The 19,370-nt window shown below is 43.4% G+C and carries 18 protein-coding genes and 1 riboswitch; of the genes, 11 read left to right on the forward strand and 7 right to left on the reverse strand.

Annotated features, from left to right (window positions below; genetic code table 11):
* Window positions 1-35: 35 nt before the first annotated feature.
* The 3 genes from VPNCDNU1_RS03075 to VPNCDNU1_RS03080 form a co-directional block, all read right to left on the reverse strand.
* Window positions 36-788 carry a chromosome partitioning protein ParA gene (locus VPNCDNU1_RS03075; protein ID WP_104399005.1) on the reverse strand — a complete coding sequence of 251 codons (753 nt, stop codon included), beginning with the start codon at window positions 786-788 and terminating at the stop codon, window positions 36-38.
* 15 nt (window positions 789-803) lie between these two features.
* Window positions 804-962, reverse strand: coding sequence for a hypothetical protein (locus VPNCDNU1_RS28780; protein WP_167404709.1), 159 nt, complete (start codon window positions 960-962; stop codon window positions 804-806).
* A gap of 177 nt (window positions 963-1,139) precedes the next feature.
* On the reverse strand, window positions 1,140-1,874 hold the full coding sequence (locus tag VPNCDNU1_RS03080) for a beta-ketoacyl-ACP reductase (RefSeq protein WP_104399006.1): 735 nt from the start codon (window positions 1,872-1,874) through the stop codon (window positions 1,140-1,142).
* Between the two features lie 425 nt (window positions 1,875-2,299).
* Window positions 2,300-2,424: riboswitch (glycine riboswitch) on the forward strand.
* 112 nt (window positions 2,425-2,536) lie between these two features.
* On the opposite strand from VPNCDNU1_RS03080, the gene VPNCDNU1_RS03085 reads away from it, so the two are divergent.
* Entirely contained in the window at window positions 2,537-3,907 is a 1,371-nt protein-coding gene (locus tag VPNCDNU1_RS03085) for an alanine/glycine:cation symporter family protein (RefSeq protein ID WP_104399007.1), read from the forward strand.
* 65 nt (window positions 3,908-3,972) lie between these two features.
* Here VPNCDNU1_RS03085 and VPNCDNU1_RS03090 read toward each other — a convergent pair whose 3' ends face one another.
* Window positions 3,973-4,605 (reverse strand): LysE family translocator, encoded by a 633-nt coding sequence (locus tag VPNCDNU1_RS03090; RefSeq protein WP_104399008.1) that lies wholly within the window; start codon window positions 4,603-4,605, stop codon window positions 3,973-3,975.
* Window positions 4,606-4,790: 185 nt separating this feature from the next.
* Between VPNCDNU1_RS03090 and VPNCDNU1_RS03095 the strand changes: the two genes are divergently transcribed.
* Window positions 4,791-6,272 carry a carboxypeptidase M32 gene (locus tag VPNCDNU1_RS03095; protein WP_104399009.1) on the forward strand — a complete coding sequence of 494 codons (1,482 nt, stop codon included), beginning with the start codon at window positions 4,791-4,793 and terminating at the stop codon, window positions 6,270-6,272.
* 79 nt (window positions 6,273-6,351) lie between these two features.
* Here the strand turns inward: VPNCDNU1_RS03095 and VPNCDNU1_RS03100 are convergent, their stop codons facing one another.
* Window positions 6,352-7,209, reverse strand: coding sequence for an AraC family transcriptional regulator (locus tag VPNCDNU1_RS03100; protein ID WP_104399010.1), 858 nt, complete (start codon window positions 7,207-7,209; stop codon window positions 6,352-6,354).
* A 183-nt stretch (window positions 7,210-7,392) separates the two neighbouring features.
* Between VPNCDNU1_RS03100 and VPNCDNU1_RS03105 the strand changes: the two genes are divergently transcribed.
* The 3 genes from VPNCDNU1_RS03105 to VPNCDNU1_RS03115 all read left to right on the forward strand — a co-directional run bounded on the left by VPNCDNU1_RS03105 (window position 7,393) and on the right by VPNCDNU1_RS03115 (window position 9,613).
* Window positions 7,393-8,109 (forward strand): sugar isomerase domain-containing protein, encoded by a 717-nt coding sequence (locus VPNCDNU1_RS03105; RefSeq protein WP_104399011.1) that lies wholly within the window; start codon window positions 7,393-7,395, stop codon window positions 8,107-8,109.
* 76 nt (window positions 8,110-8,185) lie between these two features.
* Window positions 8,186-8,932 carry a copper homeostasis protein CutC gene (locus VPNCDNU1_RS03110; RefSeq protein WP_104399012.1) on the forward strand — a complete coding sequence of 249 codons (747 nt, stop codon included), beginning with the start codon at window positions 8,186-8,188 and terminating at the stop codon, window positions 8,930-8,932.
* Between the two features lie 36 nt (window positions 8,933-8,968).
* The gene (locus VPNCDNU1_RS03115) at window positions 8,969-9,613 is read left to right on the forward strand and encodes a copper homeostasis protein CutC (protein WP_104399013.1); all 645 of its coding nucleotides are present in this window, start codon (window positions 8,969-8,971) and stop codon (window positions 9,611-9,613) included.
* Between the two features lie 137 nt (window positions 9,614-9,750).
* Here the strand turns inward: VPNCDNU1_RS03115 and VPNCDNU1_RS03120 are convergent, their stop codons facing one another.
* Complete coding sequence (locus VPNCDNU1_RS03120; RefSeq protein ID WP_104399014.1) at window positions 9,751-10,680, reverse strand: DMT family transporter; 930 nt, start codon at window positions 10,678-10,680, stop codon at window positions 9,751-9,753.
* A gap of 148 nt (window positions 10,681-10,828) precedes the next feature.
* On the opposite strand from VPNCDNU1_RS03120, the gene VPNCDNU1_RS03125 reads away from it, so the two are divergent.
* The 3 genes from VPNCDNU1_RS03125 to VPNCDNU1_RS03135 all read left to right on the forward strand — a co-directional run bounded on the left by VPNCDNU1_RS03125 (window position 10,829) and on the right by VPNCDNU1_RS03135 (window position 12,931).
* Window positions 10,829-11,284, forward strand: coding sequence for an Lrp/AsnC family transcriptional regulator (locus VPNCDNU1_RS03125; protein ID WP_101113753.1), 456 nt, complete (start codon window positions 10,829-10,831; stop codon window positions 11,282-11,284).
* Between the two features lie 141 nt (window positions 11,285-11,425).
* The gene (locus tag VPNCDNU1_RS03130; RefSeq protein WP_104399015.1) at window positions 11,426-11,884 is read left to right on the forward strand and encodes a carboxymuconolactone decarboxylase family protein; all 459 of its coding nucleotides are present in this window, start codon (window positions 11,426-11,428) and stop codon (window positions 11,882-11,884) included.
* A gap of 297 nt (window positions 11,885-12,181) precedes the next feature.
* Window positions 12,182-12,931, forward strand: coding sequence for a helix-turn-helix domain-containing protein (locus tag VPNCDNU1_RS03135; RefSeq protein WP_104399016.1), 750 nt, complete (start codon window positions 12,182-12,184; stop codon window positions 12,929-12,931).
* Window positions 12,932-12,959: 28 nt separating this feature from the next.
* Here the strand turns inward: VPNCDNU1_RS03135 and VPNCDNU1_RS03140 are convergent, their stop codons facing one another.
* On the reverse strand, window positions 12,960-13,808 hold the full coding sequence (locus VPNCDNU1_RS03140; protein ID WP_104399017.1) for a hypothetical protein: 849 nt from the start codon (window positions 13,806-13,808) through the stop codon (window positions 12,960-12,962).
* A 757-nt stretch (window positions 13,809-14,565) separates the two neighbouring features.
* Here VPNCDNU1_RS03140 and dld point away from each other — a divergent pair.
* The 3 genes from dld (at window position 14,566) to otnI (ending at window position 19,269) form a co-directional block, all read left to right on the forward strand.
* On the forward strand, window positions 14,566-16,272 hold the full coding sequence (gene dld, locus VPNCDNU1_RS03145) for a D-lactate dehydrogenase (RefSeq protein ID WP_104399018.1): 1,707 nt from the start codon (window positions 14,566-14,568) through the stop codon (window positions 16,270-16,272).
* Between the two features lie 470 nt (window positions 16,273-16,742).
* A complete protein-coding gene (locus VPNCDNU1_RS03150; protein ID WP_104399019.1) occupies window positions 16,743-18,278 on the forward strand; it encodes an alanine/glycine:cation symporter family protein in 1,536 nt (511 codons plus the stop codon).
* A gap of 190 nt (window positions 18,279-18,468) precedes the next feature.
* Window positions 18,469-19,269 (forward strand): 2-oxo-tetronate isomerase, encoded by an 801-nt coding sequence (gene otnI, locus VPNCDNU1_RS03155; protein WP_104399083.1) that lies wholly within the window; start codon window positions 18,469-18,471, stop codon window positions 19,267-19,269.
* Window positions 19,270-19,370: the final 101 nt, after the last annotated feature.

Genomic DNA, 19,370 nt, shown 5'->3' on the forward strand with positions numbered 1-19,370 from the left:
GAATTTTAAATCGGACTAGCTTTGTGCGAGAAAGATCAGTTACCTAACCCCAACCCTTCAGACAGCGCTTTGATTTGTTCAAGATCCAGTTTATGAACCTCAATCATTTGTGCAATTTGGCTGAGTTTGGAATTTACGTCGTCGCTCTTATCACACGAATCTGAAGACGCATCCCAAGATGTGCCTGCCAAAAACTCGTCACATTCTTTACTGAGCTTTTCCTTCTGAGGCAGCAGCTCTTTCTGTTCTTTAAGCAACCCGTCTAACTCTTGTCGGATAGCCATTTCGCGCTGAAATACTTCTCTTGAACGTTCAAACACAGAGGCTTGTAAATCGGCTTGTCGATTGAGTCTTTGGTTTGATATACCCAAATCTTCAAGTTGTGAGCCTTGTTGGGCAATCAACGCTTCTTGCTCTAGATTCACCTTTTCAAGCTCTGTCACCGTCGTCTGTAGCTGTTGAAGTTGTGCTTGGAACTTCGCATTCAGTTCATCCGCTTGCTGAACCAATGCCGACTCAATCGCTTTAGCTGAGTCGACTTCATAGGCACTTAATGTTTGTTGAAGCTGTACATTTTCACCAGCCAACGTTTGAGTTTCTTTATCTTGAGATAGGTAGGCATCCTGCCAACTGCTTTGCGTAACCACGGCACCAACCAGTCCACCAATCGCTAACCCTAATATGGCAGCAACTGTGATGTAGATGTAAGAGGATTTGTTACGCTCTTCAATAATGACGACTTCTTCCTGATCGTCATCGCGTTCGTCTTGGATATTATTGTCTACCATTCTTTAGCTCCAACGTCAGTTGATCAATTCCATGGTCATAACTGACACAACGTAGATTACAAACCCAATTATTGATGCAAGAATGACGCCTTTTTGCAGTTTTTCGTTGGTTCGATAACGAAAAAGTAGCACGGCTATGGCAATAAGCACCCCAATTGCAATTAGTCTGGTCATAACTTCCTCCTGTTCAGTTAGTTATACCACTTTTTTGAGCTTAGAGCGTAAACACAATGTCCGAAATATCGCGGCCACTATGGACCGAATGAAATGCTAGTTTGAAATGTAACCAATATGGTTAAAAAAGAGGTGGTCGTATAGCTGACCACCTTATATCTAGAATCAATGAAAGCGTTAAATCACTAGCCCCCCATCAATTTTTAACACCTGCCCCGTAATAAAGCTGGCTTTATCGCTGGCTAGAAATTCCACCCCATTGGTAATATCTTCTGGCTTACCCATTCGACCTAGTGGCGTTTTTGCCTTCATCATATCCAATACTTTTTCTGGTAAATCCGCCGTCATGGGCGTTTCTACAAAGCCCGGTGCTACGCAGTTTGCTCTAACCTGCGCGCCTTTACGTGCAAACTCTTTCGCCCATCCTTTCGTCATGGCAATCACGCCACCTTTGGTTGCGGCGTAGTTGGTTTGACCAATGTTGCCATCTGTGCCGACAACCGATGACATTGTTACAATGGATCCGTAGTCGTTTTCGATCATTATTGGGGCAATGGCTTGGGTGAGGTTGAATACCCCTTTTAAATTCACATCAATGACTTGATCCCAATCTTGCTCAGTCATTCTGTCAATCAAGCCATCCCGCGTGATACCAGCATTATTCACAAGTACGTCGATTCGACCAAACTCTGAGTTAATGTCGTTCACTAATGCGGCTATTGCTTCTCGGTCGCATATATTGACCGTAACGGCTTGTACATTCTCATGACTTGAAAAGGCTTCGCTCAGCACTTGTTCGTTCATATCAAGGGCATAAACTTTGGTTGCACCTTGTTCAGAAAACCGTTCGACAACCGCTTTACCGATACCTTGGGCAGCACCGGTTACAACACATATTTTATTGTTAAACATTGAGTGTCCTCTAGTGGGCTATTTAATACGCATTTCACCGCCTGGTAATGGTTTGGGCTTAAAGTCCGACGTGAAAACAGCGCGTTCCATGTTTTTACTGCTGAATTAATAATAGGTTTAATCCGCATTAGTGCTAGTCGGCTTCGGCCAAGATTTCATTACAACTTGATTTCCATCATTTCTTTCCTCACTAATCGTTTGCTTTGTTCGTTATTTGCGCAAACAGACTTTCCGCTACTGACATTGTCTTTTTCTTTTTGTACGATGCGCAGCTTAAAGTCGAAAGACTTTTGTTCCAGTGAAGACAGCAGGAGAGAGGTTTTACTCTAACTTTTCAATTTAAGTGAGTATAACCCGCCGAAGAAGTAAATCTTTCAGGTGCTAAATTCCAGATTTTCAATCTTGAATTGGCGAGGACTGTTGTTGGAGGAACCTCTGGAGAGAACCGTTAAATCGGTCGCCGAAGGAGCAAGCTTCTCTATCAAGTGATCTAAAGATTACTTGATTGTACAGAAGTGAAACTCTCAGGCAAAAGGACAGAGGAGTGAAAGGCAACCATTTCAACCAAACCTTTTGGTGAATAACCCATTTTGGGATCTGCTCTTGCGAGTAGACGCCCCCTTTCTCTCTTCTCCTTATGTTTTATTAATTAAGGGGAAACCATGCAAGAACTGCATTCCATTTTACTGACCATCGATAACTTGGTCTGGGGACCAACGCTACTGATCCTGCTAGTAGGAACAGGCGTGTATTTCACATTTAAACTGAACATTCTTCAATTTCGCTATTTACCCAAGGCGTTAAAAATGGTGTTTAGCAAAGATACGGGCTCTGGTGACGTATCTAGCTTTGCTGCGCTGTGTACCGCTTTGTCGGCCACCATCGGCACCGGTAATATTGTGGGTGTCGCAACAGCCATAAAATTAGGCGGGCCGGGCGCGCTGTTTTGGATGTGGTTGGCTGCCGTGTTTGGAATGGCAACAAAATACGCAGAGTGTCTACTCGCTGTAAAATACCGTCAAAAAGACAGTAACGGCCAGATGGTTGGCGGTCCTATGTATTATTTGCGAGATGGCGTGGGATCTAAGTTTTTAGCGACAATGTTTGCCATCTTTGCGCTGGGCGTTGCCTGTTTTGGAATCGGCACATTCCCACAAGTGAATGCGATTTTAGACGCTTCTCAGCTTTCATTTGGCTTGCCACGAGAAATAGCAGCCGTTGTACTTACCCTACTCGTTGCATTTGTGACTTTGGGCGGTATTCAATCCATTGCTCGCGTAGCAGGTAAAGTCGTTCCTTCCATGGCATTACTCTACATTGGCGCTTGTGTCAGCGTATTACTGATGAATGCAAGCCAAGTAATTCCGGCTATTCAGCTTGTTCTAGAATCGGCGTTTACAAATACCGCAGCAACTGGCGGCTTTTTAGGCGCAAGCATCATGTTGGCTATTCAATCTGGTATCGCTCGCGGTGTCTTTTCGAACGAGTCGGGCTTAGGAAGTGCACCCATCGCGGCCGCAGCAGCCAAAACAGATTCCTGTGTTAAGCAAGGCCTGATCTCCATGACAGGCACCTTCTTCGACACGATCATCATCTGCACAATGACAGGGTTAACGCTTATTTTGACGGGTGCTTGGCAAGGTGATCTCGCTGGCGCAGAGATGACAACATCAGCATTCGCCATGGGGCTTAACTCCGACACTTTCGGACCTATATTGGTGTCGATTGGGCTTATCTTCTTTGCTTTCACCACGATTTTAGGCTGGAACTATTATGGCGAGCGCTGTGTGGTGTACCTAATGGGCACTAAAGCTGTATTGCCCTACAAAATAGTATTCGTTGTATTGGTAGCTTCTGGTGCCTTCTTAAAGCTGGATATGATTTGGCTGATTGCCGACATTGTGAACGGGCTGATGGCAATACCTAACCTAATAGGGCTCATCGCTTTAAGGCATGTGGTTGTGGAAGAAACCAAGCTCTTCTTTGAAAAAATGTCTGATTCCCCCAATTTAATTACAGAACATCAAAACTAAGTTCTAGCCCGGATTGAGTCCGGGCTTATTTTCAAAACGAATAATGGGAAAATTCGACGAGAGCCTTAACTCTCGTCGACAAGCAGCTTCACGCCTAAGCCGATTAAGACAGCGCCAGTTGCGCCTTCTATCGCTTTTAGAAATGTGTCGCTGCTCAAGAGTTCCTTGGCTTTATTGACCATAACCACTAAGCCACCCTGCCAAACCATGGCAATAACAAAGTGTATTCCTGCCATAAACATGGATTGTGCGACAGCGCTACCTTGCGGGTCGATAAATTGTGGTAAGAATGCCAAGTAAAAAACTGCGGTTTTAGGGTTCAGTACGTTAGAAAGAAAGCCTTCTCGTAACACCGCCAAACGGGTGATACCCGACACGTTTTCTATTTCGCTGGGCAAGGAAGTGCGAGCTTGAAACAAAGAGCGAATTGAACCAATTCCCAACCAAATAAGATAGCCTGCCCCTACAAGCTTGAGTGCCATAAACCACTCAGCGGATTGCAATAAAATCGCAGAAATACCGATCGCTGAAAACGTCGCATGAACAAACAAACCACAACAAATCCCAACACTGGTTAACAGCCCATGTTGCGTACCCGAGCGGCTTGTGTTTCTGACTATAACAGCAGTATCCAGACCCGGTGTTAATGTAAGAATCGTAATCGCAACTAAAAAGGCTTCAATGTTCAGTATTTGCATGACTTTTCCATAAAAATTCAACGACATTGAATTTATACCGCAAATCGCGCTCAGTCCCAAATTTTGAGCATTTTGGCTCAGCTCACAGGACAATAATTATTTACCATTTCGCCCGATGATTTGAGGCTAAAGCCTTGCTATAGTTGGCGTTAACAATAACAAGCCCCTATGTAACAAGGACAACCATGAGTTACTACGACAAGTTGGTAAAACACAATAAAAAAATTTCTCGCTTTGAGCATCTAGAGGCAATCTGTGGCTGGGACGCAGCAGCCGTTATGCCCGCTGGTGGCAGTGAAGCACGCTCTGAAGCACTAGCAGAGCTTTCGGTACACCTACATCAGCTTTCCAATAAGCCAGAATTAGCTGAGTGGTTTGATAAAGCAGAATCTGAATCCTTATCTGCGGACGAAACAGCCGCCCTAGCTGAAATGAAGCGCGTTTGGCAGCAAGAAACCGTCTTACCTGAAGAACTGGTAGAAGCCAAATCATTAGCAGGTTCAAAATGTGAACACGCATGGCGTACCCAACGTGGTGAAAACGACTGGAACGGCTTTGAAAAAAACTGGGCTGAAGTGGTTAAACTTTCTCAGGAAGAAGCGCAGATCCGTGCTGAAGCGACAGGGAAAACACCTTACGATGCCATGCTAGACCTCTACGAACCTGGTGTATCAACGGAATCACTGGAGTCCGTATTCAGCAACGTAAAAACATGGCTTCCAGACTTGATCAACCAAGTCATCGACAAGCAAGCTAAAGAAGACATTATCATGCCAACTGGCACATACAGTGCAGCAGACCAAAAAGCACTTGGGCTGGATGTAATGAAGCTTCTGCAATTTGACTTTAACCATGGTCGTTTAGATGAAAGTACCCACCCATTTTGTGGCGGCGTACCAACGGATGTTCGCCTTACAACTCGTTACGATGAAAACGACTTTATCCAATCTATGATGGGCACCGTGCACGAAACGGGTCACGCACGCTACGAGCAAGGTCTGCCTAAGAAATTTGCAGGTTTACCAGTAGGTGAAGCTCGATCAATGGGAATCCACGAGTCACAATCTCTCTTTTTTGAAATGCAGATTGGTCGCAGCACGCCATTCATTCAAATTTTGGCAGACAAAGCGCGTAAGCAGTTCCAACGTAACGACGATCCTACTTTCTCAGCAGAGAACTTCCACAAGCTATACACCCGCGTTGAAAAAGGGTTTATTCGCGTGGATGCCGATGAACTGACCTACCCTGCACACGTGATTCTTCGCTACGAAATCGAACGTGATTTGATGAATGGCAAAATCAAGCACACCGACGTGCCAGAGCTTTGGGCAGAGAAGATGCAAGCTTACCTAGGCTTGGATACTCGCGGTAACTTCACCAATGGCTGTATGCAAGACATTCACTGGACAGATGGTGCGTTTGGCTACTTCCCAAGTTACACATTAGGTGCCATGTATGCCGCTCAGATGATGGCAAGCATGAAGCAAAGTGTCGATGTAGAAGGCGCTATTGCTAGCGAAGACCTATCACCAATCTTCACGTGGCTGGAAGAAAAAGTATGGAGCCAAGGCTGCTTGCACACTACTGATGATTTGGTGAAGCGCGCAACAGGTGAAGTGCTAAATGCTGATTACTTCAGAGCACACCTAGAAGGGCGTTATTTGTAACATCATAAGCTTAGAAAAGATAAAAGAGCCGCAATCGCGGCTCTTTTCTTGTAATAAGATCCATTCTCCATTTATCCCCTCACCTAAACCTCTGCCGATATTGACTCGGCGACATCCCTTTGTATTTCTTAAACAGTCGGTTGAAGTTAGAGCGGTTGGTATAACCCACATTTTCCGCAATTAGGCTTACGGGCTGCGACGTGGTGGTGAGTAATTGGGAGGCGTGATTTAACCGGAGTTTCATCAAGTAAGAGGTGTAACTTTCATTAAAATGTTGAATAAACCAACGGTGAATGGTGTTTTCACTTACGTACATGTAGTCTGCAAGGTTTTTAAGCGTAATATCTGATGCGTAGTGATTGTCGATGTATTTGCACACTTGCTCAATTTTACTGTAGTTGGCGTTCGTTTTTTCCTTTTCCCCTTCTGACAAATACGAAAGCAAAGTGGTATGGGATTGATCTGCGCATAACTCACCCAGAACCTGCATCAATACGGCAAGCTGCCCGATAGGGGTCAGGTGATTAAAATTATCGAGATGCTGAAAAACCTTTTCAGCGGTGTCGGTGGAAAACCGAACCCCCTTGCTGGCACTCTTAATCACTGGTCCTAACTGCCTAAGTTCGACGCAGCTGTACATCAGTTTGGCAATCCATTCTTCTCGAAACCAGATAACGTGAGTTTCACACGGGTTTTGTTCATTAGAGTTTATCGATTCAAAGCTGTGCGCAATGCCCGGACCAATCAACAACAGTTCGTTGTGCTCTATCTCGCCTTCAAAATGCCCAACTCTCGATTTCCCCTGAAAGTTTCTGTGTAAAACGAGTTCAAACTCCTGATGCGCATGCCAATATTCTGGCTTCGTCACCTCTTCAAACATCTTATAGCGCCAAGACCAACCGACGCGTTGAGGGACTTTTTGTATCGTTGCTTTCATCAAAAATCGCCTCCCTGTTTACTTACTATGGTCGTGAATTTGCACATGTCGTAACTGTGCAGTGATAACACGCACAATCGATAATAATCAAGAAAAGTATCAATAGTCGATAGCTTAGTATCAATTACGCCATTTTGCGGTGATACGGTAGTTAAGTCAGCACAGTTAAGGAGGCGACACATCATGTCCGAATATTTTCATTGCTTACTGCCCAAATTGACTTCCGTTATCGAATCAAACCAAGAGGCGCTGTCTCAAGCGATGGCGTTATTTGCTCAAGCCATTGTGAAAGACAACATGATACAAGTCTTAGGAACAGGTCATTCTCATATGATTGGTTTGGAAGGATTCATTCGTGCTGGCGGCCTTGGCAACATCAACGCCATTTTGGATTCTGTGTTACTCACAAACGATGGTGCACTTCGTGGCTCCGCCATGGAGAAGCTGCCGGGGCTGGCGGAGGTCATTTGGAACGACCAAAACATCTACCCCGACGATGTGGTCATGGTTATCTCCAACTCTGGGCGAAACGCTTTGCCAATTGAATTTGCTCAACTGGCAAAAAGTAAAGGTCACCCCGTTATCGCGATAACCTCGGTAGAACAATCATCTAAATACGAAAGCCGCCATAGTTCTGGATTGAAATTAATGGACATCGCAGACATCGTTATAGATAACCAAGTACCTCCTGGTGATGGGCTTTGCAATGTTAATGGCAAAGTGACTGGTGCTTTTTCTAGTATCGCTGGAATGCTCATTATGAATACGCTTGTAGTGGAAGCACAAAAAGAGGCGCTTAAACAAAATGTCACCCCACTTATATTTTCAAGTCAGAATGTGGATGGTTTCGACAACGATTATGTGTATAAGCATTTTGGCTCTCGACTGAAATCGATGTAAATAAAAACTCATAACGATCATACATACGTAAAGCATTTGGCTAAACACCAGAAAATATCGTTGTAGACCGAGGAATATTAATATGGAAATAGAAGCATCCATCGGAAATATAGAATCTCTTTATAGTGCCATTGCGGGTGGTGCCACTCGAATTGAACTTTGTTCGGCATTAGCGCTTGGGGGATTAACACCCAGTTATGGATTTATGCAGCAAGCAGGGAAAATATCCACCGTACCTGTCTATGCCATTATTCGCCCTCGACAAGGGGACTTCTTTTATAGCGAAGAAGAAATAGACATTATGATGTTCGATATTAAGTGTGCTAAACAAGCAGGCTTGCAAGGTGTGGTGCTTGGCGCGTTAACATCTACAGGGCATATTCATACGCAGCATGCAAGAAAGCTTTGTGATTACGCTCATAAACTGAAGCTTGGCGTTACCTTTCATCGCGCATTTGATCAGTGCAATAGTGCAGAAAAAGGGTTAGAAGACGTTATTGACCTAGGCTGTGAACGCGTTTTAACATCTGGGCTCGCCGCTGCCGCACCGCTGGGCACAATCACGCTAGCGAAACTCGTTCAACAAGCAGGAACACGTATCTCAATCATGGCAGGAGCTGGGGTAAACGCAGGTAATGCAAGAGCACTTGTAGACAAAACCAAAGTGCAAGAGCTGCACCTTTCAGGTAAAACGACTCGTCCAACGAAAATGGTGTACACCTCGCAATACAGCAAAATGGGGGCTGATAATATTGATGACTATCAAATCCCTGTCACCGATAAACAGGCTATCGCTGAAATAGTTCGCCTTTTTCAACAATAAGTTAAACCTCACATTCTTATTAAAATAGGATAAATCATGATAAAAGAAATCTGTGTAGAGAATTTCACCTCTATTCCTGACGCCATAAAAAATGGCGCAAATAGAATTAGCTTAAAGGACAATTATTTAGAACAAGGTACGACCGTCAGTAAGGGCGTAATGAAAGCCTCGATTGAGTATGCGAATAAATATAAAATTCCCGTTGTTATTTGTATAAGACCAAGAAAAGGGAATTTTGTTTATTCGTCTCAAGAAATTGAAATAATGCAAACTGATATCCAATTAGCAAAAGAATTAGGCGCAACGGCCATAGACTTTGGTTGTTTAAAAGAAAATAACGCTCTAGATAAGAACGCCATATTAAAAATATTGGAATCGGCTAAAGGGATAAAAACAGTATTTCACATGGCTTTTGATGATATTCCAAGATCAGAACATCAAGAAGCGATTGACTGGCTGCATGAGCAAGGTATTACTCATATCCTTTCGCACGGGGGCCCTATTTCTGAACCCATCGATTTGGCTTATTTAAAAGAACTGGTTGAGATGGCAAAAGAGAAGCTAACTATTGTTCCCGGAGGTGGAGTTAACTATACCAACGCAGAAGCCATTGCTAACGAACTTGGAGTGAGCGAAGTACATGGCTCATACATTGTTAAATTAGATAATTATGAGTTTTAGTACCTAATCTCAATTCTCAATTCGCAAGCTAACACTTGAGAGATATCGAGAGTAATTAAAGCTTTCTGAACTAAAGAATGCTCACTGCGCAGTGAATCCAAATCAATTTTAAAGGTCTACGCCTCAACGTGGCAAACCTAAGCACGATTAGACAAAACAACTCCTGCTACCGTAAGGAAAATGCCTCCAATGATCGCAATGGTCAACGCTTCACCGAACACTGGTACAGCCGCAAGTGCTGTTATCCCTGGTGACAAAGAACCAATGGTTGACGACTGCGCCGATCCAAGTTGCCTAACTGCGTAGCTATAGCCAACCGTAGACAAAAGACCCACGCAAAAGCCCTGTACCAGAATAAATGGCAGCGCATCTTGGAAGGTATACGAACCAAAATTACTTGTGACTAAGCCGTTTAGCATTAGTGCCACCGTAATCACCAGTGAGCACCACGAGATCAATATCGTCACAGCAATTGGACTTAACCCAGATTGTTTCAAACTTATGGTGTATACCGCCCAAATCGTACTCGCACTCAATAAAACGACCACACCTTGCAAAAACGCACCAGACACAATATCAAGTTGCCCAACGATCATCGTGACAACGCCCATCATAATCATGGACAAAGCGATAATGCGCTTAATGTTGAAGCGACCCGCCAAAGCTGTATGTCGATAAAAAATCCAACCTAAAACCGCGACGAAAAATGGTGGTGTGCCCGCCAAAACAGTTCCTACATAAGCAGCAGGGACCAAGCTTGCTCCATGCGATGCGACAAAGAAAAACGGAACGCCACCCAGCAGAATCAACAAAAGGTCTCGCACTTTCGCACGCCTTATTTCATGGAGATATCGGTAAGTAAAAGGAAGTAAAAGAATGACAGGAATAAGAAAACGCATTAGCGCAACATCTGCCGTCGCCAATGGAGAAGAACCAATGGCGCGAATGGAAAGAGCGAAGCCTGTCCAAATCATCAAAACAAACGTAATGACCACGTAACCCTTCACCATTGGTGAGGCTGGCAATGAGTTAATCCCGCTAGATTGGGCGTAGATCGTTTTTTCCATGATAATTATTCCTGAACACCAATAAGATACAGGAGAATTATTCATCAAATTGCTCGCATTTATTCAGCGAATATCGCACCAATGCATGGTATTGTTAGTGGAATAAATCAAATAAGCACAGTTTAACAACGGAAACCGGCAGGGAGCAATGGATAGAATCGATCGACACATACTTTCAGTACTTCAAAAAGAAGGCCGCTTATCTACCGCCGATTTATCTGAACGCGTTGGGCTCTCCCCCTCCCCTTGTGCAAGGCGATTAAAAAGACTAGAAGATGAAGGCTATATTGAAGATTATCAAGCGAACTTAAGCCGTGAAAAAGTCGGTATTGCGATGAGCTTTTTTGTCGAGGTTAGCTTAAACAACCACCAAGCAGACTCGATAGAAAAGTTTGAGCAAGAATTGGCGAATATGGAAGAAGTGGTCAACGCCCATATTGTGTCGGGTGGCTACGATTACCTTCTTGAAGTCGTCAGCCCCAATTTGGCTGGCTATGAAGCCTTCACCAAAAAGCTTCATCGAATCACCAGCGTTAAAGACATTCATACCCACCTTTCTGTTAGGCAAGTGATCAACAAGAGCCCGCTGCCTATATTCGTGTGACTCTTTTACGCGCTAAAAAGACCAAGCTGGTTACGCTCACAATTCGTTTTTAAGAACAAATTCGCTCTGATGTCGAATTTGTTCAATCAATCAAATTCTCCGTTCTTTAAGCTAAACGCATCTACTAAAGGAGAAGTTCTAATGACGACTAGATTGGACTATTTCAACGCAGCGCCCGAAGGTATTCAAATTCTATTGGAGCAAGAAAACTACCTGCGAACGCAGTTTGAACAACAGCAACCTCTCTCAATTCCTTTGTGGGAACTTGTAAAGTTGCGCGTTTCACAAATCAACCAATGTGCATTTTGTATCGACATGCACAGTAAAGATGCTTTAAAAAACAGTGAGTCTGAACATCGTTTAATTGGTTTAAGCGCATGGAGAGACATGCCCCTCTACAGCGAGGAAGAAAGAGCAGCGTTACATTGGGCAGAAGTTGTCACAGAAGGTAAAGCGATATCAGAGCGGGATTACACCTCAACGTTAAACAGGTTTGGAGAACAAAGCATTGTGACATTGACGCTTGCCATTAACGCAATCAATAGCTGGAATCGCATTGCCAAAACATTCAAACCTGAGATAGGAAGCTTATCTAGCTAGATTTTAGTTAGGGTCTGTTAACCTTTCGTGGTTAAATTTTGTTCGATTTCTATGCCTTTTAATCGCGACGCAAGGTGTGTAGCCTAGTCACTCTAAGCAAATACCTTGCAACAAAGAGTAAAAGGCATAGAACTGAACCCTTTGGGCAGCATTTGTGGCTTATTTCTGCTGCGTTATCGCTCATTGATGTAGAGCGACTACACCGAATAAGCTCTGCCTTGTATAAATAACCCACAAATTGCTGCAAAAATCATCTCGAAAGGTCAACAGACCCTGATAATCGAGCAAGAATAAGAAATGGATTTCGAAATTGTAAAACCCAAACACAAGCTTGCCAACCATGTTCAAGGGATATGGTCGGCTGCCATTGTGAAAGGAAAGCATCAAACAACGCTTAAACCATTGCATAGCGACGGTGGCTCGGGAGTGATGTTTGTTTTACAAGGAAACGTGCGGCTATCTGATTCAGAAATATCGCACCCTATTTATCTTCAGCAATACAGCAAAAAAACACAGTTCATAGAGTTTGATGAAGATACACTGCTGTGTGGTATTCGATTCCATCCGGGCATGATGCCAACCTCACTTCTTACCCACTCTGGTGACACGCTCCCTCAATCCCAATCTCCACTTTTAGCCAGCCTGTATTCTTTGCTGTTAGAGAAACCAAGCCACAGTAGTCGATTAGCCACAATGTACCGATGGTGTAATGAGAACATCGACTTAAACAACCCGGTAATGAAGAAACGAGCATCGCTGATTAGCCAAGCCATAAGCGGGAAAATAGGTGAACAATTCCAGCACAACCAAAGACAGGTGGAACGAAACTTTCGTGAGTGGGTAGGTATGAGCCCAAAATACTTCCAACGCTTGCGTCGAGTTTATTCCAGCGTAGCCACATTAAGGGAAAACCCCGACGTTTCACTCAGTGATTTTGCATACGCACAAGGATTTTCAGATCAAGCGCATATGACAAGAGAGTTTAAGGCGTTTGTGCTAACAACACCGGGGGAGTTGAGTTCACGGTTGAAAAAGCATATTGGTTAATATTATTTTTATCATTAATACAACAAAGCTATTGAAAACGCGAAAAATTATAAAAACACATTCCATTTCCTGAACGTTTTGCTTCTTCTATGATCTCGTCTTCTTTTTCAAAAATATCTTTAAATTTACTTTCATTGTTGCGTGCGGAATAGGTATTGATGGAATCCTTATACAAGTCTGAATTTAGAAGTAATTGGTAACCTGTTGCTGTCATTTTACTTAAGGAACCAGCAACATTTCGAAAGTCGGTATATTCTGAAATCTTATTCTGCACATGATCGAACCTGAATATTTTGCAGCTTTTCCCACTTACTTTAGTAGTTTCGATCTTAATCAAGGTCGAAAAACTCAAGTAAGAAGGCGCTTCAGGCTTTGTATTTAAGCGTTGTACTTCTTTTTGTTGATAAGCTCTCCATGAATCTAATCTACCTTGAGTGAGTTCATACTCTCCGATCAAGTTCGGACATTTAACAGATTTGATGATCCCTGAATGAGGAACAGTAGTCATATGGCAAAGCTTTTGATAAGTCATCCCAAAAGGTCCCATGGCATCCACTCCTAACCCACTGGTTAGAGTACTGACTTTCACATCTAAGTTAAGAGTACCAGCAACATCAATAATAAAAGCCTTTGAAGTAGCTTCTCTCAAAGTCACATCAACATCATGTTTTAGCAGTAACTCTTCAACTGCGACTAACCTATCATGGCTTTTTCTAATGCCTTCCAATGCTACCGTTTGTTCTTTTTGTAACGCCTCTATTTTTTTATCTTGCTCAGCTTTTTCTTTACCGCTCTGAATATCTTTGTAAATTCCATGCCCTAAGGCACCAGCTGCGATCACAGCAGATACAGTCGCTATAATGTTCGAAGTTTCCATACTCAATTCAAATAACCATTTTGTATTTTTAATCTACCTGATACGCGAAAAAAGTGCGCGTTTAGTTCAGATATAATGAATATCGCCTTATATATTTGTACAGGCAAAACAACGTCATTTATTCGATTCGTCATTCGCTCGACTTTACAAATCAATAGCTTTCTATTTCAAGAAATTAGATTTAAGACACCATGTTTTACCATTTTATTTAGACATAGTTCTAGTATGTGGAAGTATAAACAAGTGACCTCAACATGCAGGATTGAGATCCTCATATTCTGTTTCAGTTCAAGCCTTTCTACTTCAAAATCAGGAACGCAGCGGAAAGACGAGTTCTTTCCAAGTTCTTTGATAATGAAATGGGACAGAATATGGGCACCCAATGGCGAGTTTGACTGGCTATCATACTGAGGTATCGATTTTTGATTTAGGGTCACTAGATCTTCAAATCGGTATCTTGCCTGAAAAGCCTGTTAATTCTCCATAAACCATGCTCAAGATCACTTTCTCTTCACATAAAATCTAACATTTAGCCTCTCTTGATTATGTCACTTATGGAAAAATACAATGTTATTTATTCCAATAATGCAATAATAAAAATTCATTAACCTATTGATTTAAAATGCATCCGAAGTTTTAACATACATATTTAAATCGCATTTTTGGAAATTATGCGAAGCTCGCTTCTGGTTCGTATTGGGATTCGAATTTAAGATGAGTGCATAACAATGATTAACAAGCCGATCACAAGGACGCTATGAGTACCCAAGAGCTAATTAACACATTCACCGAAATTGTCGGGCACGAACACGTTTTAACTCAGGAAAAGAAAACGGAGTATTACCGCTCTGGTTTTCGCTCTGGTAAAGGCAAAGCGCTAGCGGTGCTTTTTCCGGGTACGCTAGTAGAACAATGGCGTTTGTTAAAAGCGGCAGTGGCAGCGAACTGTATCGTCATTATGCAAGCTGCAAAGACCGGTCTTACTGAAGGTTCCGCCCCCAGCGGTGAAGACTACGATCGGGAAGTGGTGATCATCAATATCATGCGCATGAATGCTTTGCACTTAATTGACAACGGCAAGCAAGTGGTGAGTTTACCCGGTGTTAGTTTGCATCAGTTAGACAAAACACTGAAAACGGTTAACCGCGCCCCCCACTCTGTGATTGGTTCCTCCTCTATTGGTGCGACAGTGGTCGGTGGTATTGCGAATAATTCGGGCGGTGCGCTCGTCAAGCGAGGCCCGGCTTACACCGAGCTTTCTTTGTTTGGACAAGTAACCAAAGACGGCGAACTCGTACTGGTTAATCACTTGGGCATAGAGGGGCTTGGTGATACGCCGGAGGAAATCCTGACCAATGTCGAACAAGGCAACTTTGACCCAAGCAAGATTACCCATAATGATGCAATGGCATCAGATAGAGAATACGACGAGCGTGTACGAGATGTAGACGCAGAAACCCCTTCTCGCTTTAATGCAGATTCTCGTCGCCTTTACGAAGCGAGTGGTTGTGCGGGCAAACTGGCAGTATTTGCCGTGCGTGTCGACAGCTACCCTGTACCTGAAAAAGAGCAAATTTTTTACATCGGTTGTAACGACCCTACCAAGCTCACTATGTTGCGCCGAGAGATGCTAAGCAATTTTAAGCATCTACCGGAAATGGGCGAATACATGCACCGCGATATCTTTAACCTATCCGAAACGTATGGCAAAGATGTGTTCCTTTCAATCCATCACTTAGGAACAGATAAGTTACCCAAATTTTTTGCTTTGAAAGCGAAAGTCGAAGCAACGTTAAAACGCATTCCTTTTGTTTCAAAAGATTTGCCCGATATTTTGATGTATTGGGCAACCAAATTATTCCCACAACACCTCCCTAAACGCATGATCCAGTTTAGGGACAAGTATGAGCATCATTTGATTTTAAAAATGAGTGATGGCGGCATTGAAGAAGCCAAACAGTATCTTGAGAACGTTTGGTCTAAACAAGAGGAGTGTGAGCACTTTGAATGCACTCCAGATGAAGGCAAAAAAGCTCTGTTAAACCGGTTTGCAGCAGCAGGCGCTGCCATTCGATATGAAACCATCCATTCTAAAGAAGTAGAAGACATCTTAGCTTTGGATATTGCATTGCGCCGCAACGATATTGATTGGGTTGAGCAACTGCCAGAAGAAATCACCAAAGATATGGTTATCGCACTCTATTATGGTCATTTCATGTGTCATGTATTCCACCAGGATTACGTCTTCAAGAAAGGGGCAGACACGAAGAAAATCAAAGCCAAAATGTTAGAGCTTCTGACCCAAAAAGGGGCGAAATACCCTGCCGAACACAATGTTGGGCATTTGTATGAAGCTGAGCAACAACTCCAAGCGTTTTACCACTCATTGGATCCCACCAATACGTTCAACCCAGGTATTGGAAAAATGAGTAAGTACAAGCGTAATTGCAGTTGCTGTGGGTGATCCACGCGACCCAGATATGCAACAAAAACCAACATGCCAATCAGCCAGAAATTAGAGTCTGGCTGATTTATTTTTAAACAACCCATATTGATTAAAATAGCTATAAATAAAAGACTTACATGTGAAATTCAATCGCACAAAAATTGAAATGAAGTACTAACTGCGACAATCAAAAAGTTATATAGATTTTTAAACGCCGCAAAATTAGAAAATAATCCACCAGATATACAGCAGCATACTGTTTAAATCCCTACAAAAGCAGAGTTATGCAGCAAAAAAGCGTTTTTAAATGACACCTTCCAGTAAATAGCAGAAGTGTTTGACAGCTCATACTTTCCGACAGACATGTTGCGAACATGTTACAGGGGTGAATAATACGCTCCTGACTACGCCTATAAAAACACAACATAAAAAACACAACATATAAAAACTCTAAATCTCAATAAGTCTTTTTGACAGGAAGGAAACTTATGGACAAACGAATTCCACTTGCCTTATTGGCAAGTACCGCAGCATGCAATGCTGCAGCCGCAAACCTTGATGACAAAATCAATGAAATCGTCGCACCGATCGTTAACCCTTTTGTAGGAATGATCTTTTCGAGCATTCCTTTCCCTTTTACTGACGTACAGGTGCCGTGGATTGTTCTTTGGTTAGTTATTGCTGCGACCTTTTTTACCGTCTACCTTGGCTTCATCAACGTTCGTGGATTCAAACACGCGTTGCAATTGGTTTCGGGCAAATTCTCCGATCCAAAAGCCAAAGAGGAAGGTGAGGTTTCCCACTTTCAGGCATTAACCACAGCGCTTTCTGGAACGGTTGGTTTGGGTAACATCGCGGGTGTTGCTGTTGCCGTCTCTATTGGTGGTGCGGGTGCAACCTTCTGGATGATTCTTGCAGGCTTACTTGGTATGTCGAGTAAGTTTGTAGAATGTTCTTTGGGTGTGAAATACAGAAACACCAACCCTGATGGGTCGGTTTCTGGTGGTCCGATGTACTACCTCAGCAAAGGTCTAACGAAACGCGGCAATGCGGCTCTTGGTCGCACACTGGCAGTGTTGTTCTCTATCTTCGCAATCGGTGGTGCGCTTGGTGGCGGTAACATGTTCCAAGCGAACCAAGCATTTAAGCAAGTTGTTGGCGTAACAGGTGGCAACGCGTCGTTCCTAGCAGATAAAGGCTGGTTGTTTGGTCTTATTCTGGCAGTGATCGTTGGTATCGTGATCATCGGTGGTATCAAATCTATCGCTAAAGTGACCGAGAAAGTGGTTCCGTTCATGGCGGCTATCTACGTTGGTGCAGCACTTATCATCATCCTACTTAACTTCGACCGTATCGACGATGCATTTGGTGCAATCTTCAATGGTGCATTTACTGGCGAAGGCGTAACTGGTGGTGTTATAGGCGTTCTAATTCAGGGCTTCAAGCGTGCGGCGTTCTCGAACGAAGCCGGTGTGGGTTCTGCCGCTATTGCTCACGCAGCAGTTAAAACGAAAGAACCTATGTCTGAGGGTTTTGTATCGCTTCTAGAACCGTTCATCGATACCGTCGTGATTTGTACAATGACGGCGTTGGTTATCATTATCACGGGTTACCTAGATACAGATACTGGTTTAGCGGGCGTTGAGCTGACTTCTGCTGCCTTTGGTAGCGCCATTGGTTGGTTCCCGTACATTCTTGCCATTGCCGTTGTTCTGTTCGCATTCTCAACCATGATTTCTTGGTCTTACTACGGCTTGAAAGCATGGACTTACCTATTTGGTGAAAGCAAAACAGCAGAACTTATCTTTAAGTTTATTTTCTGTACCTTCGTTGTCATTGGCGCAGCAATGAACCTAGGTCCTGTTATCGACTTCTCTGATGCGATGATCTTTGCAATGGCATTGGTGAACATTGTTGGTCTATACATTCTGGTTCCTGAAGTGAAACGCGACCTAGCGGATTACCTAGAGCGCTTCCAAGCAGGAAAAGTATACAAAGTACAAGACAACGCTGCTCAAGATTAAGTAGCCTTAGGCGAGTCAATTCAAAACAGCAGGCTTCGGTCTGCTGTTTTTTTATTTCTATATTAAAGCTGCCTCAAGATGTTTGGGGATATGTGTATCCATCTCATCTCAATCCCTGTTAGGATAAAACGTGCCACAGTATTCCATTCAAGGATTGATAGGAGATAACGGTATGATAGAAAAAAGAAAGGTGCCTAAATTTGCCGCAAATTTAACCCTACTCTTTACTGAAGAACCCTTTCTCGATCGATTTGCACAAGCTCAAGCGTCTGGATTTCACGCTGTCGAGTGTTTATTCCCATATGCTCACCCACCACAAGACATCGCAGAAAAGCTTGAGAAGCACCAACTTGAGCTGGCTCTGTTTAATCTGCCACCTGGAAACTGGTCACATGGAGAAAGAGGATTAGCCGCACTACCAGACCGTGAAGAAGAGTTTAGGAAGAGTGTTGAACTGGCTCTGAAGTACGCTTTGGAGCTTCGATGTAAGAAAGTGCACGTTATGGCAGGGATTGTTGAATCGTGTTTTTCTCGCCAACAACATATCGCCACTTTCATCAAGAATTTGCGATACGCTGCCGATGCTTTTTCACCATACGGCATTGACGTTATGGTAGAGCCTTTGAACAGCCGCGACATGCCTGGTTATCTAATTTCACACCAAAAAGAAGCCGTTGAACTCATCAACCAAATCGACCGCCAAAACGTTAAGCTGCAGTTCGATATTTACCACGCTCAAATCATGGATGGCGACATCACCACCCTACTTCGTAAATGCGCACGTCATATTGGACACGTTCAAATCGCCTCCGTGCCCGATCGCAACGAACCCAACTTAGGCGAGCTTAATTTGCCTTACCTGCTCAATGTATTAGACGAGGTTGGCTACCACGGCTGGATAGGCTGCGAATACCGCCCCAAAACCAATTCCTATGAAGGTTTGGATTGGTTGAAGCGTTACACCCGAAACTCAGTATCTAGGGTCTGTTGACCTTTCGTGGTTAAATTTTGTTCGAGTTCTATGTGTTTTAATCGCGGCGCAAGGTCTTTAGCTTAGTCATTCTAAGCAAATACCTTGCAACAAAGAGTAAA

This window comes from Vibrio penaeicida (assembly GCF_002933855.1).
GTDB lineage: Bacteria > Pseudomonadota > Gammaproteobacteria > Enterobacterales > Vibrionaceae > Vibrio > Vibrio penaeicida_A.

Bases quoted from the DNA above. Each gene is read 5' to 3' on its own strand.
- VPNCDNU1_RS03075 (WP_104399005.1), bottom strand. From the start codon at position 788: ATGGTAGACAATAATATCCAAGACGAACGCGATGACGATCAGGAAGAA.
- VPNCDNU1_RS28780 (WP_167404709.1), bottom strand. From the start codon at position 962: ATGACCAGACTAATTGCAATTGGGGTGCTTATTGCCATAGCCGTGCTA.
- VPNCDNU1_RS03080 (WP_104399006.1), bottom strand. From the start codon at position 1,874: ATGTTTAACAATAAAATATGTGTTGTAACCGGTGCTGCCCAAGGTATC.
- VPNCDNU1_RS03085 (WP_104399007.1), top strand. From the start codon at position 2,537: ATGCAAGAACTGCATTCCATTTTACTGACCATCGATAACTTGGTCTGG.
- VPNCDNU1_RS03090 (WP_104399008.1), bottom strand. From the start codon at position 4,605: ATGCAAATACTGAACATTGAAGCCTTTTTAGTTGCGATTACGATTCTT.
- VPNCDNU1_RS03095 (WP_104399009.1), top strand. From the start codon at position 4,791: ATGAGTTACTACGACAAGTTGGTAAAACACAATAAAAAAATTTCTCGC.
- VPNCDNU1_RS03100 (WP_104399010.1), bottom strand. From the start codon at position 7,209: ATGAAAGCAACGATACAAAAAGTCCCTCAACGCGTCGGTTGGTCTTGG.
- VPNCDNU1_RS03105 (WP_104399011.1), top strand. From the start codon at position 7,393: ATGTCCGAATATTTTCATTGCTTACTGCCCAAATTGACTTCCGTTATC.
- VPNCDNU1_RS03115 (WP_104399013.1), top strand. From the start codon at position 8,969: ATGATAAAAGAAATCTGTGTAGAGAATTTCACCTCTATTCCTGACGCC.
- VPNCDNU1_RS03120 (WP_104399014.1), bottom strand. From the start codon at position 10,680: ATGGAAAAAACGATCTACGCCCAATCTAGCGGGATTAACTCATTGCCA.
- VPNCDNU1_RS03125 (WP_101113753.1), top strand. From the start codon at position 10,829: ATGGATAGAATCGATCGACACATACTTTCAGTACTTCAAAAAGAAGGC.
- VPNCDNU1_RS03130 (WP_104399015.1), top strand. From the start codon at position 11,426: ATGACGACTAGATTGGACTATTTCAACGCAGCGCCCGAAGGTATTCAA.
- VPNCDNU1_RS03135 (WP_104399016.1), top strand. From the start codon at position 12,182: ATGGATTTCGAAATTGTAAAACCCAAACACAAGCTTGCCAACCATGTT.
- VPNCDNU1_RS03140 (WP_104399017.1), bottom strand. From the start codon at position 13,808: ATGGAAACTTCGAACATTATAGCGACTGTATCTGCTGTGATCGCAGCT.
- dld (WP_104399018.1), top strand. From the start codon at position 14,566: ATGAGTACCCAAGAGCTAATTAACACATTCACCGAAATTGTCGGGCAC.
- VPNCDNU1_RS03150 (WP_104399019.1), top strand. From the start codon at position 16,743: ATGGACAAACGAATTCCACTTGCCTTATTGGCAAGTACCGCAGCATGC.